This is a genomic window from Streptomyces sp. NBC_00306 (genome assembly GCF_036169555.1).
GTDB lineage: Bacteria > Actinomycetota > Actinomycetes > Streptomycetales > Streptomycetaceae > Streptomyces > Streptomyces achmelvichensis.
On sequence record NZ_CP108032.1, the window covers coordinates 2340254 to 2356091 of the forward strand.

The 15838-nt window shown below is 69.2% G+C and carries 12 protein-coding genes; 6 read left to right on the forward strand and 6 right to left on the reverse strand.

The genetic code is table 11. The features are described 5' to 3' along the window. Positions 1–228 precede the first annotated feature (228 nt). Both OHA05_RS10470 and OHA05_RS10475 read left to right on the forward strand, forming a co-directional pair. Complete coding sequence (locus tag OHA05_RS10470; RefSeq protein ID WP_443043661.1) at positions 229–1491, forward strand: cytochrome P450; 1263 nt, start codon at positions 229–231, stop codon at positions 1489–1491. A gap of 117 nt (positions 1492–1608) precedes the next feature. Then, the gene (locus tag OHA05_RS10475; protein ID WP_328860397.1) at positions 1609–2316 is read left to right on the forward strand and encodes a hypothetical protein; all 708 of its coding nucleotides are present in this window, start codon (positions 1609–1611) and stop codon (positions 2314–2316) included. A 7-nt stretch (positions 2317–2323) separates the two neighbouring features. Here the strand turns inward: OHA05_RS10475 and OHA05_RS10480 are convergent, their stop codons facing one another. Further along, positions 2324–5041, reverse strand: coding sequence for a TIR domain-containing protein (locus OHA05_RS10480; RefSeq protein ID WP_328860398.1), 2718 nt, complete (start codon positions 5039–5041; stop codon positions 2324–2326). Between the two features lie 247 nt (positions 5042–5288). Then, entirely contained in the window at positions 5289–7364 is a 2076-nt protein-coding gene (locus tag OHA05_RS10485) for a bifunctional glycosyltransferase 87/phosphatase PAP2 family protein (protein ID WP_443043662.1), read from the reverse strand. Between the two features lie 169 nt (positions 7365–7533). Between OHA05_RS10485 and OHA05_RS10490 the strand changes: the two genes are divergently transcribed. Next, positions 7534–8715, forward strand: a complete 1182-nt coding sequence (locus OHA05_RS10490; protein ID WP_328860399.1) for a DUF2330 domain-containing protein — start codon at positions 7534–7536, stop codon at positions 8713–8715. Positions 8716–8823: 108 nt separating this feature from the next. Continuing rightward, entirely contained in the window at positions 8824–9495 is a 672-nt protein-coding gene (locus tag OHA05_RS10495) for an O-methyltransferase (RefSeq protein ID WP_313946604.1), read from the forward strand. A gap of 70 nt (positions 9496–9565) precedes the next feature. Here OHA05_RS10495 and OHA05_RS10500 read toward each other — a convergent pair whose 3' ends face one another. Continuing rightward, entirely contained in the window at positions 9566–9991 is a 426-nt protein-coding gene (locus OHA05_RS10500; protein WP_327684512.1) for a DUF3291 domain-containing protein, read from the reverse strand. An 86-nt stretch (positions 9992–10077) separates the two neighbouring features. Between OHA05_RS10500 and OHA05_RS10505 the strand changes: the two genes are divergently transcribed. Both OHA05_RS10505 and OHA05_RS10510 read left to right on the forward strand, forming a co-directional pair. Then, complete coding sequence (locus tag OHA05_RS10505; protein ID WP_313946602.1) at positions 10078–10701, forward strand: MerR family transcriptional regulator; 624 nt, start codon at positions 10078–10080, stop codon at positions 10699–10701. 260 nt (positions 10702–10961) lie between these two features. Beyond that, the gene (locus OHA05_RS10510) at positions 10962–11912 is read left to right on the forward strand and encodes an AfsR/SARP family transcriptional regulator (protein ID WP_328860400.1); all 951 of its coding nucleotides are present in this window, start codon (positions 10962–10964) and stop codon (positions 11910–11912) included. Between the two features lie 63 nt (positions 11913–11975). On the opposite strand, the gene OHA05_RS10515 is transcribed toward OHA05_RS10510, so the two are convergent. Genes OHA05_RS10515 through OHA05_RS10525 form a run of 3 tightly spaced genes read right to left on the reverse strand, consistent with a single transcriptional unit; the run spans position 11976 to position 15833 of the window. Next, entirely contained in the window at positions 11976–13292 is a 1317-nt protein-coding gene (locus tag OHA05_RS10515) for an NAD(P)/FAD-dependent oxidoreductase (protein ID WP_328860401.1), read from the reverse strand. Next, positions 13289–14020: a 4'-phosphopantetheinyl transferase superfamily protein gene (locus OHA05_RS10520; protein ID WP_328860402.1), complete on the reverse strand. Its 732-nt coding sequence runs from the start codon at positions 14018–14020 to the stop codon at positions 13289–13291. The genes OHA05_RS10515 and OHA05_RS10520 overlap by 4 nt, the downstream gene beginning before the upstream one ends. Before the next feature lie 19 nt (positions 14021–14039). Continuing rightward, a complete protein-coding gene (locus OHA05_RS10525; protein WP_313946598.1) occupies positions 14040–15833 on the reverse strand; it encodes an acyl-CoA dehydrogenase family protein in 1794 nt (597 codons plus the stop codon). Positions 15834–15838 lie beyond the last annotated feature (5 nt).

The window sequence follows — 15838 nt, forward strand, 5'->3', positions numbered from 1 at the left end:
ACTAGTACGCGTTCTAGTTCTCTGAGAAGTCTTATGAGTGCTACCCCCGGTACGCAAGGGCCTTGCACGCCCCCGCTGCGGACTTGGCGCGCAACAGTTCCCGCCGCGGCCCTTGCCACTTGTAGAACTCGTTACTAGCTTTCGGTCAATTCTGATGGGTCGTCAGAGATCCGGTGCCCTCGGGCACCGCCGCCGGACCCCGCCGGACCCCGCCGCGAGACCCTGGAGTTGACGTTGAAGCTGCCGAAGGACTGCCCCCATCTGCCCGCAGGGTTCGACTTCACCGACCCCGACCTGCTCCAAGCCCGCGTCCCGCACCCCGAGTTCGCCCAGATGCGGCAGACCGCACCGGTCTGGTGGTGCGCGCAGCCGGCCGGCATCTCCGGTTTCCAGGACGAGGGGTACTGGGCGGTCACCCGGCACGCCGACGTGAAGCATGTCTCGACCCACCCGGAACTGTTCTCGTCCAACACCAACACCGCGGTCATCCGCTTCAACGAATCCATCAGCCGGGACCAGATCGAGGTCCAGAAGCTGATCATGCTCAACATGGACCCGCCGGAACACACCCGGGTGCGCCAGATCGTCCAGCGCGGCTTCACCCCCCGCGCCGTGCGGTCCCTCCAGGACGCTCTGCGCTCACGGGCCCGCGGCATCGTGGAGAACGCGCGGGCGGGCGCGAAGAGCGACGGCAGTTTCGACTTCGTCACCGAGATCGCGGTGGAACTCCCGCTCCAGGCGATCGCCGAACTCATCGGCGTACCGCAGGAGGACCGGGCCAAGATCTTCGACTGGTCCAACAAGATGGCGGCGTACGACGATCCGGAGTACGCCATCACCGAGGAGATCGGCGCCGAGGCGGCGATGGAGATCGTCTCGTACTCGATGAACCTCGCCGCGGCCCGCAAGGAGTGCCCGGCCAAGGACATCGTCAGCACACTGGTCGCCGCGGAGGACGAGGGCAACCTCTCCAACGACGAGTTCGGCTTCTTCGTGATCCTGCTGGCGGTGGCCGGAAACGAGACCACACGCAATGCCATCAGCCATGGCATGCACGCCTTCCTCACCCATCCGGACCAGTGGGAGCTCTACAAGCGCGAGCGCCCCGAGACGGCGGCCGAGGAGATCGTGCGCTGGGCGACCCCCGTCGTCTCCTTCCAGCGCACCGCGACCCAGGACCTCACACTCGGCGGGCAGCGGATCAGAAAGGGCGACCGGGTCGGGATCTTCTACTCGTCCGCCAACAACGACCCCGAGGTCTTCGACGCCCCCGAGCGGTTCGACATCACCCGCGACCCCAACCCGCACCTCGGCTTCGGCGGCGGAGGCCCGCACTTCTGCCTCGGCAAGTCGCTCGCGGTGATGGAGATCAACCTGATCTTCAACGCGATAGCGGACGTGCTGCCGGACCTGCGTCTGGCGGGCGATCCCCGGAGGCTGCGCTCGGCCTGGCTGAACGGGATCAAGGAACTGCAAGTGACCGTCGGCTGAACCAGAGGGATCCGAAGGGAGCAGGAGAGCCAGGGGAGCCATGGAGTGAGAACCCGGCCACTTCCGCGCACCCTCTCACGCCCCGGCGGGTAGATTCCTCGCTCAGGGGGTGAGCTGATGCGTCAAACCAGCGTGCAGCAGAAGAAGTTCGCCTGGATGGGACGGGAGCGGTTGACCCGTCTCATCAGTGCGATGGCCATCGGAGCACTCACGGGGTTGGCCCTGTTCAGCGCCACACAGGTGACCGGTCGCAATCTCTTCATCATCACCGGCAGCGTGGCCGGCCTCGTGGCCGTTCTTGTCATGGAGGCGTACGGGCGAGGCGCCCGGCTTTCCGAGGTCAAAGTCACCGTGCCCCAGCTGAGCGAGTTCACGTTCGTGGTCAACAATGACGCTCGCCAGGTGGCGTGGCAGCTCTTCGTCGAGACGGTGACACGCGTCTCCACCCAGCCGTTGGCAAGTGACGAGGGAAACATCCGTGAGGCCTTGAGCTCGCTGTACGGCCTGTTCGCGACCACACGTGACACCTTGAAGGGCAGCCGCCCTTCCCTGGCCGTCTCGAGTGGCCAGACGGTCGAGTATCTGGCCGTCACCATGCTCAACCAGGAACTACGGCCGTTCCTCTCCCTGTGGCACCCCCGCCTCGGCACGTACGAGCGTGAACATCCGGACTCGTCCGAGTCGAACTGGCCAGACAACGCAGCGTGTCGCGAAGAACTGCGCGTTGTGCAGGGGCACTTACACACCTATGCGCTTGGATTCGCGCGTCTGGCGGGCGTGCAGGACGCTGCCGCACTGGTGGGGACACGAAGCCCGTCGTCGTAGCGGCGGCTCACCTTCGGCACCGCAGGTCGGGCGGTGGCGTGGTGCCGACGTACTTGCGCCACTCCGAGCGGGAGAGGTCGCGCCCGGAGGACGCGCAGGCGGTGTTCCCCCACGTGGCGGGGGCCAGGGACCATCGCTGCAGCTCCCCGATGTCCCCACTCCCCTCCACAGCGACGTAAAGCGTCCTGTTGTCCCCGGTGAAGGCCAGGGCCGATGCTGCCGCCAGGTACGGAGCCCCCAGGTCGAGTGTCCCGACGGTCTCGTCGTTCTCGATGTTCGTGATGGCGACAGAGTCATCCCGGAGCCGCTGCGCGAGGAGCGAGCCGTCACCGCTGATCGCAAAGGCACCTTCCAGTTCACGATCGTCACCGACCGTCCGCTCGAAGCGGCGGTCCCGCAGGTTCCACAACCGGATCGAGCGACCCGCTTCCTGTTGGACCGCCAGATAGGAGCCCGCGAACTGCACTTCCATCGCCCCGGGCAGAGAGATTTCTTGAGCAGTCCCCCGTTCGATGTCGACGAGGCGTACTCCGCTCTCGGTGACGATCGCCGCACGTGAGGCCGTCGGATCGATCGCCGCAGTGCGTACGTAGAGCTGCTCGAACGGCTGACCAGAGCCCTCCGGAGCCGGGATTTCCCTGAGGACGCGCCCGTTTGCCGCGTCTCGTACGAGTACCACGTCGGTGTCCGTGACGGTGACGAAGCGCTTCCTGTCGAGCGACAGGGACGCCGCCTTCACCGCGCCGGCAGGGTGCGAGGCCGGCCACGTCTCCCGCAGAGGGACACCGGCCGAGACCGCCCGCACCTCGGCGCCCCCGTTCGCCAACAGGGGGACAACGAGCGTCCGACCGTCGTTCCCGAATACCGGTGGGCCGTACTGAGGTGTCAGCTCCTCGCTCTCGTAGCTGTGCGAGAACGCGGGAGCGTGGACGGTCACCCACAGGCCGCTGACGTCGGAAACCGCCACGGTCTCCTGGTCCGGACCCACTGTGAGCCAGGGCTCGGTGCAGGCGTTGCACGGAGGACCGAAGGCGATGTCGGCCCGCTCGGTGATGCGGCTCGGCTGTGAGAGATCCCAGAAAGCGACGCGTTTCCCGGAGGCGGAGATCACATGCTCGGTGTCACCGACGAAGGAGAGGGCGTCCCGGTTGACAGCGCCCGCCGCACTGATCTCCCGCGCTTCGGCTCGTTGCTTACCTGCCGGCGTGACCTCCGAGATGACGATCGACCCACTGGTGGCTGTGGCGACCCGCCGTCCGTTGTGGGAGATGGCCAGTGCGGTCGGCCTCGGACCACGGCTGGTGGCCTCGGCCTTGTGATCGTCCAGACCGCCGGTCGGTACTCCCGTGTTCCACAACGGGAGCCAGGTGTCCCCATTGGAGTACGTGAACGACCCGCCGCCGGGCGAGAAGGCGTACGCGTAGTTGGCTGTGCCGAAACCGACGCTCGCGCTCCCGTCCCGCGCCAGCGCGGGGATACCCCTGCGCTCCCAGGTGCCGTTTGCGCCTTCGAAGAGGACCAGTTCACGGTCGGAGGGGACAGCCAGATCCTGCCAGTCGTCCTTCGTCCACTCCCTCGCCCTTCGCTGAAGGCCTCCGTCGAACAAGGCGATCTCGCCGGACTCGTCCCAGGTGACGACTGACCGGCCGGACGGAGAGACACCGACGAGCGAGGGTTTGCTTCCGGCCGGGATTTTCCGAGCGGCCCCCTTGCCCGTCCACAGGAGCGCCGTCGAACCGTCCGTCGCCACGACAGTGTCCCCCGCCGCGCTCATAGCCAGCCCTGTCACGGGTCGCCCCAGTCGAGCAACCACCTGCGTGGTGTAGGTCTTCGTGTCCCACCGCAGTACGTGGCCGCTCTTGGTTCCCGCCACCAGGAACTTCCGGTCGGCGGACCCGGCCACACGTTGCACGTCGGAGTCGGCCTGCAGATACCGGACCAGATGAGGGCTGGCTGTCACAGCGCGCAACAACGCAGTACGGGTCTCCGCGCTCGGATCCATTCGATACGCCTCCACGGCCAGCAGTTGCGCAACGTCGAGGTTGGTGTCGCGGTTCGCGTCAGCGGCGGCGGCCAGCGCGCGAGCCTGGGCGATACGCGACTGGGCCTGTGCCTCCTGCGCGTTGCCCACAGCGAGATACGCGGCGATCAGAGCGGCGACAAGGAGGAGTGCAAGGCCGGTGACCCCACCTCGCCGCTGCAGTCTCGCCCGCCGCTCCAGGACGATGTGCTCGCCCACGATGGTGTCCTTGTCGACTCCATGCAGTGGCGCGGCGATCTGCGCGACCTTGTTTCGGAGGTCGACATTGGACCGGTCGAGTTTCGCCGACGTGACCTGCCGCAGGTCCACCCAGAGCGGTTGTTCTGCGAACATCCCCCTGGCGGCGGGTGGAAGGGCATCGGTGACCTCCCAGTTCCAGTCACGAGCCTCGTCGTCCCATGCCAGCTCTCCTGAGGTGAGCGCCACGCATACACGTTCGGACCGTCGGTTCTCACGCCACCAGGCGACCTCGTCGTTCACCCATCTCGAGTGCGCAGCGCGTGGGGAGGCAAGCAGGACGAGCCACCGGGAGTCCGACAATGCGCGCCTGAGGCTCTGCGGCAGGTTGTCGTTGGCCGAGAGGTTGGTGTAGTCGCGGAACATCCGCAACCGCCTCGGCCGGTACCAGGGCGTGGCAAAGCGTTCGAGCCATCGCTGGAGAGTGGCGGCAAGCTCGCCACTCATCACTTGGCTGTACGAAATGAACCCGTCGTAGACGAATTCGTCTTCGGTGGCCGAGGCCCTCCGGGACGATAAGCCGCGCAACTCCCCAACCCCCCTGAACCCGATGAACAGGAGAATGCTAGGGATCAGAGCTTGATCACCGTGGTGAAAGGGGACAACTGACGTCCCGGATGCGGCTGCGCCGCGAGGAATGTCGCGCGTGAACCGGCCGGACTGCCCCCTCCCCGTGGATCAGTGGCGTGCGCGACTACTGAGGGGCGGCCCGGACAGCGGTCTCCTCCGACGACTTCCCTCTGGTCCCTTCCGCGGCTTTCGCCGGCCCGGCAGGACCAGGGACAGCCGCAGACTTCTCACGATCCGCCGTCGCCGTCGACGGCAGCAGCTTCCGGCGTCCCGAGAGCACGTACGTCAGGCCGAAGCCCGCGCCGACGACCGCCGCACCACCCACCGCGTCCAGGATCCAGTGGTTCGCCGTGGCCACGATCGCGCCGGCCGTGAACAGCGGGTGCAACAGGCCCAGCAGCTTCATCCACAGCTTCGGCGCGAGCAGGACGACCACCAGACCGCACCAGAGCGACCAGCCGAAGTGCAGCGACGGCATCGCCGCGTACTGGTTGGTGACCGCGGTCATCGCCCCGTAGTCGGGGTTGGCGAGGTCCTGCGGACCGTGCACCGTGTCGATGAAGCCCATGCCCGGCATCAGCCGCGGCGGGGCCAGCGGGTAGAGCCAGAAGCCCAGCAGGGCAAGAACCGTGGCGAAGGCGAGCGAGGAGCGCGCCCAGCGGTAGTCGACCGGGCGGCGGACGTAGAGGATGGCGAGGATGCTGAGCGGCACGACGAAGTGGAACGACGTGTAATAGAAGTTGAAGAAGGACTCGGCCCACTCCGCCTTCGCCACGGCCTTGTTGGCCCACAGCTCGATGTCGATGTGCAGCGCCTGCTCGATGGCGACGACCTGCCGGCCGTGCTCCTCGGCCGCGCCGACGCTGCCGGTGGCCGCGGTGCGGATGTGCGAGTAGACGGAGTAGCCGACCCGGATCACCAGCAGTTCGAGGAGCAGGTTCGGGCGGGCCGACACGCGCCGCCAGAACGGCAGCAGCGGGATCCGGCTCCAGCGCGACGGGACCGGGGAGACGTACTCGGTGGGGACCGGGCGGCGGAAGTACGGTGAGGTGCGCGGCAGGAACGGCACCGCGACGGCGGCGGCGAGCGCCGCGACCAGCAGGGCGTTGTCGCGCACCGGGTGCAGCGCGGTCATGTTGGGCAGCAGCATCTTGCCCGGCAGGGTCATCACCAGAATGACGAGAACCGGCCAGAGCATCCGGTCGGACGCCCGCTTGCCGACCCGGCCGACCACGGCGAGCAGCACCCACAGGAGTTGGTGCTGCCAGGCGGTGGGCGAGACGGCGACGGCGACACAGCCGGTGAGGGCGACCGCGAGAAGGAGCTGACCGTCCCGGGCGTACCGCACCGCGCGGCGCAGGCCGAACCAGACGACCGCCGCGGCCAGGGCGGCGTACAGCGTGATCTCGAGCGGGCCTTCGAGGCCGAAACGCAACAGGGCCCCGTGCAAGGACTGGTTGGCGAGGCTGTCGGGGCGGGCGCCCAGGCCGGCCCCGGCCACATGGTGGACCCAGTACGTCCAGGAGTCGCCGGGCAGCGCGGCCCAGGAGAGCGCCGACAACGCGGCGAAGGTCCCCGCCGAGGTGACGGCGGCCTGTTTGCGTCCGGTGAACCACAGCAGGGGCGCGAAGAGCAGGGCGGTGGGCTGAAGGGCCGCGCCGATGCCGATCAGCACACCGGACGATCTCTCCCCGCGGGCGACGAAACAGCCGACGAGGACGAGGAGGACCGGGATGATGCTCGTCTGCCCGAGATAGAAGCTGTTGCGCACCGGCAGCGACAGCATCAACAGGCTGATGGCGATGGGCGCCGCCAGCAGACCGCTGCGGCGCGAGACGGGCCCCGGCAGCGCACGGGCGACGACCAGGCCTATCCCGACGACGAGCAGCAGGGTCCCGAAGGTCCAGGCGACGCCGAGGCTCTGCTCGGCGGAGCGGGTCAGCGGTTTGAGCACCAGCCCGGCGAACGGGGTGCCGGTGAACCGGTCGGTGTCGTAGAGGGAGCCCTTGACGTGCAGGACGCCGTTCTCACCTATCCAGGTCTCCAGGTCGATGAGCCGTTCCCCCGGTGGCAGGCGCAGTACCGCGGTCGCCTGCCGTATGGCGAGGACCGCGGCCACGAGCCACAGCACCGCCCTTGCCGCGCCCATCCTCGAGTCCGTCGTCGCACTTCCGCGCACGCTGTGCTCCGCGTTCGCCACGTCGCGCCGCGCCTCCCCTGCGTCTGTGATTCTGGTCCGTAGAGCCTTGCACTGCCCCGTGAAGGAGACGCAGGCAACCCCCTCTTTGCCTGAGTGTCACCCCGTTTTGACCGAATATCTCGCCAACGGGCCCCGGAACCACGGGCCCCGGGCCGTCGTCGGAGGAGGTATGCGGGGGAACATACAAGAACACCGGCGCGCGCACCTGCGGGTTCGGACGCACGGCACCTCAGCGGGTGTGCTGCGGCACCGCGTTGTCCTGGTGGTACTGGCGCTGTTCGCGCTCCAGCTCGGATCGTTGATCGCTCCGGCGTACGCCTGCGGCTGCGGCGCCATGATCCCGGACCGGGGATCGCGGATGGCGGTCGACCGGGAGACGTCGGTCGTGAGCTGGGACGGGCGCGTCGAGCGGATCCAGATGCGGTTCACCGTCGACGGGGACGCCCCCGAGGCCGCGTGGATCATGCCCGTGCCCACCCGCGCCACCGTCGAACTCGGCGATCAGGCGCTGTTCGACGAGCTGGAGCGGACGATCGAGCCGGAGGAGAGGACGCGCCACTACTTCTGGCCGCGGGAGGGCGACTGGCCTCTCTCGGACGGTTCGGCAGGCGACTCGGCCGGTGCGCCGGCACCGGGCGCCGGCGCTCCCGGGGTGGGGGTCGTCGGACGCGAGAGGCTCGGCGACTTCGATGTCGCCCGGTTGACGGCGACCGACCCGCAGGCGCTGCGAAGCTGGCTGAAAACCAATGGTTTCGAGCTGCCGGACGGCCTGGAGACCGAGCTGCGCCCGTATGTACGGCAGAAGTGGGAGTACGTGGCGGTCCGGCTCGCTCCGGATGCCGAGGACGCCGTACTGCGCGGCACGCTGGACCCGTTGACGCTGCGGTTCGCCAGCGACCGGCCGGTCTATCCGATGCGGCTGTCCCGGCTGGCGAAGAACCCGCAGTCGCTCGGGCTGTTCGTGCTGGCCGCGCACCGGATGGAGCCGCAGAGCGCCATCGGCGGTGACGAGCCGGAGGTGCTGTTCGCCGGCGCCGCGGACCGGAGCCCGGCGCTGGACGCGTTCACGGGCGGCGGCGAGAGGTTCCTGACCGCGCTGGAGCAGGAGTTCCCGCGGCCGGACCGGATCGACGGCGACCACGTCCTGCGGGCCGCGGAGCAGGACACGCCCTTCCGGCGGGTGGTGTACGAGGACGAGTTGCTGACCGTCGGCGGTCTTCCCGTGTGGCTGCTGACCGTCGGCGGCGGGCTCGCGCTGGTGACGGTGATCGCGCTCGTGCGGGTGCGGGCCCATCGCCGCAGGCCGGTGCTCCCGCCGCCGCCCGTCCACGCGCCGCCGCCGCTGTCCTGAGAGCCGTGTCCGGACGGGCACCGGCCTGACGGGAACAGGCACGTCGGGAGACGCTCCCGCGGGAGCGGGTCCGGACGGGAGGGACACGGCCTGGAATAGGTTGGACGTATGACTCAGGAGCAGTGGAACGCCGTCGACCGCTATATCACCGACCTCCTCGCCCCGGACGACGAGGCCCTCGCCGCGGCCCTCGCCCAGAGCGAGAGCGCCGGGCTCCCCGCCATCGCCGTCGCCGGGAACCAGGGCAAGCTGCTGCATCTGCTGACCCGGCTCCAGGGCGCGCGCACGGTGCTGGAGATCGGGACACTGGGCGGCTACAGCACGATCTGGCTGGCCAGGGCGCTGCCCGAGGGCGGCAGGCTGATCTCGCTGGAGTACAGCGCCGAGCATGCGGAGGTGGCGCGGACCAACCTGGCCCGTGCGGGCCTGGACAAGATCGCCGAGGTGCGGACGGGGGCGGCGCTGGACACGCTGCCGCTGCTGGCGAAGGAGCCGGGCGCGGGTCCGTTCGACCTGATCTTCATCGACGCGGACAAGAAGAACAATCCGCAGTACGTGGAGTGGGCCCTCACGCTGTCCCGCCCCGGCAGCGTGATCATCGTCGACAACGCCGTACGCAACGGCGCCGTGGTGGACGAGAACAGCACCGACCCCGCGATCGTCGGCACCCGCCGTATGTACGAACTGGTGGCGAACGAGCCGCGGCTGGACGCCACGGCGGTCCAGACGGTGGGCACCAAGGGCTACGACGGCTTCCTGCTGGCGCGCGTCGTCTCCTGACGGGCCCGCCGACGGCCGACACGTGCCCCGGCCCGGGGACGGGGGAGGCCCCGGGCCGGGAGTCGGTGGGTCAGCGCGGGGCGCTGCCGCCGCTCGCGGCGTCCGTGCGCGCCTGGTCCTCGATGCGCCGCTTGGCGTCCTTCCAGGAGATCGGCAGCTCCGCCACCGGGACTTCCCAGAAGGTGAACGTGGACTCGCTCATGACGGAGCGCAGTCCGGTCATGATGCTCTTGTGGGGCTCGGTCCGCGCATAGGTGTAGAGGGCTTCCTTGTCCTCCCACGCGGAGAGGGTGAAGAAGACCCCCTTCAGGAGCTGGGCCTCCAGGGAGGCTCCGAGGGCTCCCGGCGCCTTGCGCACCTGCCCCCAGGCGGAGAGCGACTTCAGGAAGAAGCGCGGAACGTCCTTGGCAGACCTCACATCGAGACGGGAGGCCATGACGAAGGCGGTGGTGTCGGGCCGGGCCGGGTTCGGCGTCGCCCAGGGAAGAGTCGGCACGGTATCCTCGCATCCACAGTTGGTGAGTGGCAGTATCTATATTAGACAGTAGTGCTGCCCAATTGCCAGTGGGAAGCGGGATCAGGGTGAGAATTTCCGAGTTGAGCCGCCGCAGCGGGGTGTCCACCGCGACCATCAAGTACTACCTGCGCGAAGGGCTGCTGCCGCCCGGCCGCGCCACAGCCGCGACCCAGGCGGAGTACGGCGAGTCGCATGTGCGCCGCCTCCGGCTGATCCGGGCCCTCATCGGCGTCCGCGGTCTGACGGTCAGCGCCGCCAAGGACGTCCTCGACACCATCTCCGAGGGCAACGCCGACACCCATGAGCTGTTGGGTCTCGTCTTCGGCGTGTGGCCGGCCGGCGGCGCCAAGGACGAGGGCGGCGAGGAGGAGGACCACTCCGGTGTGACGGCGCTCGTCTCCGAGATGGGCTGGAAGGTCAGCGAGCACAATCCTGCCCGCCAGGTCATCACCCAGACTCTCCACACCCTGCGCTCCCTCGGCATGGACTACGACTGGCACGATCTCGTCCCGTACGCCGAACTCGCCGAGAAGACGGCCGTGCTCGATCTCGACCAGCTCCAGGGACCGGACGATCCGCTCGAGAAGGCCGAGCGGGCCGTGCTGCTGACCTTCCTGCTGGAACCCGCGCTGCTGGCCCTGCGCCGGCTCGCCCAGGAGGCCGAGTCGACGATCCGGCACCGCGGCTGACCCGAACGGTCCGCCGCTTTCCCGGAATCGACCGGACCCACGTGTGCCGTCCATGCCATCACGGTGTGCGCGACGGACACATGAGTGTTCGGTACTCACCCCGGTGGTGAACTCCCGCGCCGCACACGGCGCGGAACACCGGGGTGACAGCGGGGAAGTGAGTAGCCGCAACTCAGGCCCGCCCGGTCGTACGAATGGTCTCCTCGTGTGCTGAATGCAGCACGGTGAATACCGTGCACCGCGCACGGGGAGGCAAGAGCATGCAGTTCAGAATTCTGGGCGCGCCCGAGTTGTACGACGAGAAACGTCACCGGCGCATTCCGCTGACGAGTCCCAAGCAGCGCATGCTGCTGGGCGCACTGCTCGCCCGCGCGAATTCCGCGGTCCCGCGGGAACGGCTGGTACGCGAACTCTGGGGCGCGCTGCCGCCGAAGAAGGCCCGCAACACGCTCAACGCCCATGTGTCGGGACTGCGCAAGGCACTCGCGGAAGCGGAACCGGAACGGGCCACGACACCGCGACTGGTGGCCCATGCCTCCGGGTACCTGCTCCAGGCCCGCCGCACGGAGATGGACAGCGGTCAGTTCTGCCTCGCGGTGGATCAGGCCCAGCGGATGTACCGGATCGACCCGCAGAGCGCGTACGCGACCCTGCGCGGCGCCCTCGGTCTCTGGCGCGGCACCGCCCTGGAGGGTGGTCCGCACGGCCCGGTCTGCGCCGCGCTGGTCGCCCGCCTGGAGGAGGAACGCCAGCAGGCGCTGGAGATCCTCTTCGACTCCGCGCTGCGCACGGGCCGGCACCGGCGCATCATTCCGGAGCTGGAGGAGGTCACCGCCGCCCATCCGCTGCGCGAGCGTTTCCACGACCAGCTGATGCTGGCGCTGTGCCGCTCCGGCCGCGGCGGCGAGGCGATCGGCGTCTACACCCGCGCCCGGCACCGGCTCACCGCGGAACACGGCCACACGCCCCTGCTGTCCGCGCGCCTGGAGCAGATCAGCGTGCAGTCCCCCGTGCTGTACGGCGCCGAGGCGGAGACCCCCGACGCCCGCGCCCGCCTGGAAGCGGAACCTCCGCCGACCGGACCCCGCGAGTTCACGCGCACGCGTTTCACCGTGAAGCGCATCGAACAGGAGGACCCGGCGGCACGCTCGGTCATGGGTTTCCTGACCGAACTCCTCAGCGGTCAGGCGCTGCACACGGGCGGGGTGTGAGAGGACGCGAGAACGCCCCGGAGAATCCCTCTCGGATTCTCCGGGGCGTTCTCGTGCCCGCCGTCAGAGCTCGCTGATGAGCTGCGCCGCGATCTCCATTCCCGACGAGTAACCCGCCTCGTGCGAGCCGATCTGGTCCACGCCGTGGCGCTTGGCGTGGAAATAGGAACCGCACAGCTTCACCCGCGTCCCCTCGTTGACGTTGTAGATGTCCTTCTGCATCTCGCGGACATCGACGTCGATGATCGGGTGCGTGTAGGGGAATTCCGCGATGACGGTCTCCGGGTCCACCTCGCCCGGGTAGTCGAGCGTGACGAAGTAGTCCTTCTCCGCGGTGAATCCGTGCAGCTTGTTCATGTAGTAGGCGACATACGTCCTCGGCCGGCCGTCCACCTCGACCTTGCCGTAGTTCCAGGCCTCCCAGCGGTCGCGGTCGGCCGGGACCACGGACGGGTCGGTGTGCAGGATCACCGTCGAGCCGTTGTAGGCGACCTTGGAGAGCACCTCCGTCTGACGCTCGGTCGGGTTGTCCAGCAGGGCCAGCGCCTCGTCGGCGTGCGCGCCGACCACCACGTAGTCGAAGCGCTCGCTGCCCCGGGCGGTCGTGACCACCGCACCGTCGTCGTCCTGGTGGATCGCGGTGACCGGCTCGCCGGTGCGGATCTCCGGACCGATCGCGGCGATCGCCTTGCGTACATAGGAGATCGAACCGCCGCCCACCGTCCGCCAGTCCACCTCGCGGCCGCCGAGGCCGCCCTCGTCATGGCCCATGAAGAACGCGATCGCGGTGCTGGCGGGCATCTCCCAGATCAGCTCGGCGGGGATCGACCAGACCGCCGAGCAGAGCAGGATCACGTAGGAGTGACGGAACGCCTGGCTGTAGCCGCCGCGGTCGAGGTACTCGCCGAGCGGGATGTCGGCCTTCTTGCGCACGAAGTCCTTGCGGCCCTCGGTGTGGAAGCGCCGCGCCTCCCGCCAGATGGTCAGGAACTCCTCGGAGTAGCGCTCGGACACCTCCTCCTCGCTCATGTCGAGCTCCTTGGTGCCGTACTCCAGGCCGGTGTCCAGGTCGAAGAAGTTGAAGGCGCCGCGGTGCTCGACCGCGTCGACGCCCAGCTCCTCGAAGAACTCGCAGAGGTTGGTGTAGGCGGGCCGGTTGAAGACGACGAACGCGGTGTCGATGCCGAGGGTCTGGCCGTTCTCCTCCACCTCGACGGTGTTGGCGTGACCGCCGAGGCGGTCCTCCCGCTCGAAGACGGTGATCCGGGCGCGGTTGCGCAGGTGGTAGGCGGCGGAGAGACCGGCGACACCGGCTCCGACGATGGCGACACGCGGACTGGTGGGCTGCGACATGGAGATGTCCTTCAGGGTCGGTCTCATACGCATGAGATGTCGGAGAGCGAGAGGTCGGAGAGGTCGGTGCGGCGCAGGGCCCCGGGGTGCCCGTCCTCGGTGGCGACGGCCACCACGTGTCCGGGGCCGGGGTAGAGCAGGTCGAACCACCACCGGGAGTCGGTGCCCGCCGGCTGCTGCGGGTCGTGGACGGCGATACGGCCGTCGACGCGGGGGCCGAAGGAGAACCCGCCGAGGCTCCGGGACAGCCCGGTGCCCAGGGCCTTGAGATAGGCCTCCTTCAGCACCCACAGCTCACCGGCGAGCGCGCCGCGCACACCTGCCGGCGAGGCGGCGAGCGCGGCGCGTTCGGCCGGGGCGAGCCGGCGGCCCAGCTGTGTCACCAGCTCGGCCGGCGAGGGGGTGGGACCGACGTCGACACCGCACCCGCGGCCCTGGGTGACGACACAGGCGATCAGCCCCTCGGTGTGCGAGAGGTTGAACCGCACGCCCTCCGGGTCCGGTTCGGCCTCGGGCCGCCCGTGCTCGCCGAGCCGGAAGCGCCACCGGTCCACCGGCCGGCCGGTGCGGGCGCTGAGCGCGTAGCGGCACAGCAGCCGCGCCCCGAGGTACCGGCGCCGTGCACCGTCGGTGAGCCGCCGGCCGAGCGCGGCCCGTTCCCCTTCCGTGAGCAGCCGGGTGCCGCCGAGGGCGGTGGCGAAGTCGTCCACCGCGCGCTCGGGCAGCAGCCACAGGAACGTCGGGTCGGGTTGCATCGACGGTACTCCCGGCCGCTCAGAGGCGGGCGGCGGAGAGATCACCGGCGCGCTTGGCGAGCTGGAACTGCCAGTGCGAGAACAGCCGGTCCTCCCGGTGGAGCCGGCGCAGCACCTCCATCACCTCGTCGACGACGGACTGGTCCGTGATCGATTCGTGCGGGTACAGATGCCGGCGCAGCCGTTCCAGCTGGAGCAGCAGGAGGGCGCCGCTCGGCAGCGGGCTCTCCAGCGCCCCGTGCGAGTGGACGAAGGTGAGCACGCACGCCGCGGTGGCGTGCAACAGGCAGTACTCCTTGGACAGTTCGAACAGCTCGGCCGACTGTCCGTACGCCCGCCCCAGGTCGGCCTTGAGCGCCGTCGCGCTGTCGGCCAGCGGGCCCGCCCGGTCGAGGAGTTCCTCGGCCACGTCGGCCGCGCGCTCCAGGCGGTCCCGCTCGGTGCCGTCGGCCTTCTCCGCCAGGGCCCGCAGCCGGCGCAGACCGTCGGGCGCGGCCAGCACGGCGTCGTCCATACCGCGGCTGAACAGCTCCTGCTTCCAGGGCTCGTACACGGGCAATTCACGGTCCATGCCGAAGAGGGTCTCGGCGCGCACCGCCGCTGCTTTACGGATCTCGGGTGAGGCTTCGCGTGCCGTGGTCAGCAGTCCGTCCAGCTGCTGGCCCAGGTTGCGGAGGTTCACCACGGTGTTCCCGTCGGCGATGTTGGCGACGAGCAGATCGCGCAGCATCTTCTGGTACGGGCCGTAGTGCGGGTGGTCGCGCAGGAAGAAGCGGGCTCCGAGGACCGTGTTGAGCTGGGACATGGTTCTCTCCAGCAGCGTCGGCACCAGGTACTTGACGGCCGACGACCACACGCTGAGCTGCTCCGGCGCGGCCTGGAGGCAGCGCACCGCGCCCAGACTCATCGCATCCGCGATCATCAGGTCCGCGAACGCCTCGGTCAGCTGACGGCGGCTGTAGGGGACGTCGCTGACCGTGCCGCCGAAGATCACCCGGCCCTCGGTGAAGTCCAGGGTCAGCCGCAGACCGGTGTCGACGGCCGACAGCGGGAGGCTGCCGATCACACTGCGCGCCACCTGGGTGGCCTTGAGGGCGATCTCCAGGCCCTGGCCCTCGGCGCCGACCAGTGCGGAGTCGGGGACGAAGGCCCGCCGCAGGCGCAGCCCGCTGAGGTCGAGCGCGCGCAGACCGTGCAGCTTCTCGACGGGCAGTTCCTCGGCGGCGTCCGGGGCGAGCTCCCACTTGTCGACGATGAAGATGGAGTACGCCGCGGGGCCGTTGCGCTTGCCGGTACGGGCGTACACGATCATCGTGTCGGCGACGGTGGCGTTGCCGATCAGCCACTTCTCGCCGGTGAGTTCCCAGCCGCCGTCGACCTTCTCGGCGAACATCTCGTTGGCGATCAGGTCACTGCCGTGTTCGCGCTCCGACAGTCCCCAGGACAGGCCGCCGCCCCGCTTCATCCGCTCGATCGCCGTGCGCTTCTGCTCCTCGGTGCCGGCGATCCACAGCGGCATGAAGCTGAGGTTGGTGATCACCAGGGAGGTGGCGGTGGAGGCGTCGCGGCGGGCCACGAGACGCATCAGGTTGAACCCGGTCTCCACGTTGCCCGCCCGGCCGCCCTGTTCGGCGGGCAGCGAGTACTCATGGACGCTCCAGCGGCGCAGCTGGCTGACGAAGCCGTAGGGGTACTCCTCGTGCTCGTCGTGGTCCATCACGCGGCGGAAGGACATCCGGCTGCCGTCGTCGAACGGGTCGCCGAGGTACTTCTCGAGCTCTGCGGCCAGTGCGGTGAGATCGGCCTGGGACATGAAGA

What these genes read in the sequence shown, in the direction of transcription:
- OHA05_RS10490 (WP_328860399.1), top strand. Translation starts at nt 7,534, where the DNA reads ATGCGGGGGAACATACAAGAACACCGGCGCGCGCACCTGCGGGTTCGG.
- OHA05_RS10495 (WP_313946604.1), top strand. Translation starts at nt 8,824, where the DNA reads ATGACTCAGGAGCAGTGGAACGCCGTCGACCGCTATATCACCGACCTC.
- OHA05_RS10515 (WP_328860401.1), bottom strand. Translation starts at nt 13,292, where the DNA reads ATGAGACCGACCCTGAAGGACATCTCCATGTCGCAGCCCACCAGTCCG.
- OHA05_RS10510 (WP_328860400.1), top strand. Translation starts at nt 10,962, where the DNA reads ATGCAGTTCAGAATTCTGGGCGCGCCCGAGTTGTACGACGAGAAACGT.
- OHA05_RS10480 (WP_328860398.1), bottom strand. Translation starts at nt 5,041, where the DNA reads ATGAGTGGCGAGCTTGCCGCCACTCTCCAGCGATGGCTCGAACGCTTT.
- OHA05_RS10475 (WP_328860397.1), top strand. Translation starts at nt 1,609, where the DNA reads ATGCGTCAAACCAGCGTGCAGCAGAAGAAGTTCGCCTGGATGGGACGG.
- OHA05_RS10525 (WP_313946598.1), bottom strand. Translation starts at nt 15,833, where the DNA reads ATGTCCCAGGCCGATCTCACCGCACTGGCCGCAGAGCTCGAGAAGTAC.
- OHA05_RS10520 (WP_328860402.1), bottom strand. Translation starts at nt 14,020, where the DNA reads ATGCAACCCGACCCGACGTTCCTGTGGCTGCTGCCCGAGCGCGCGGTG.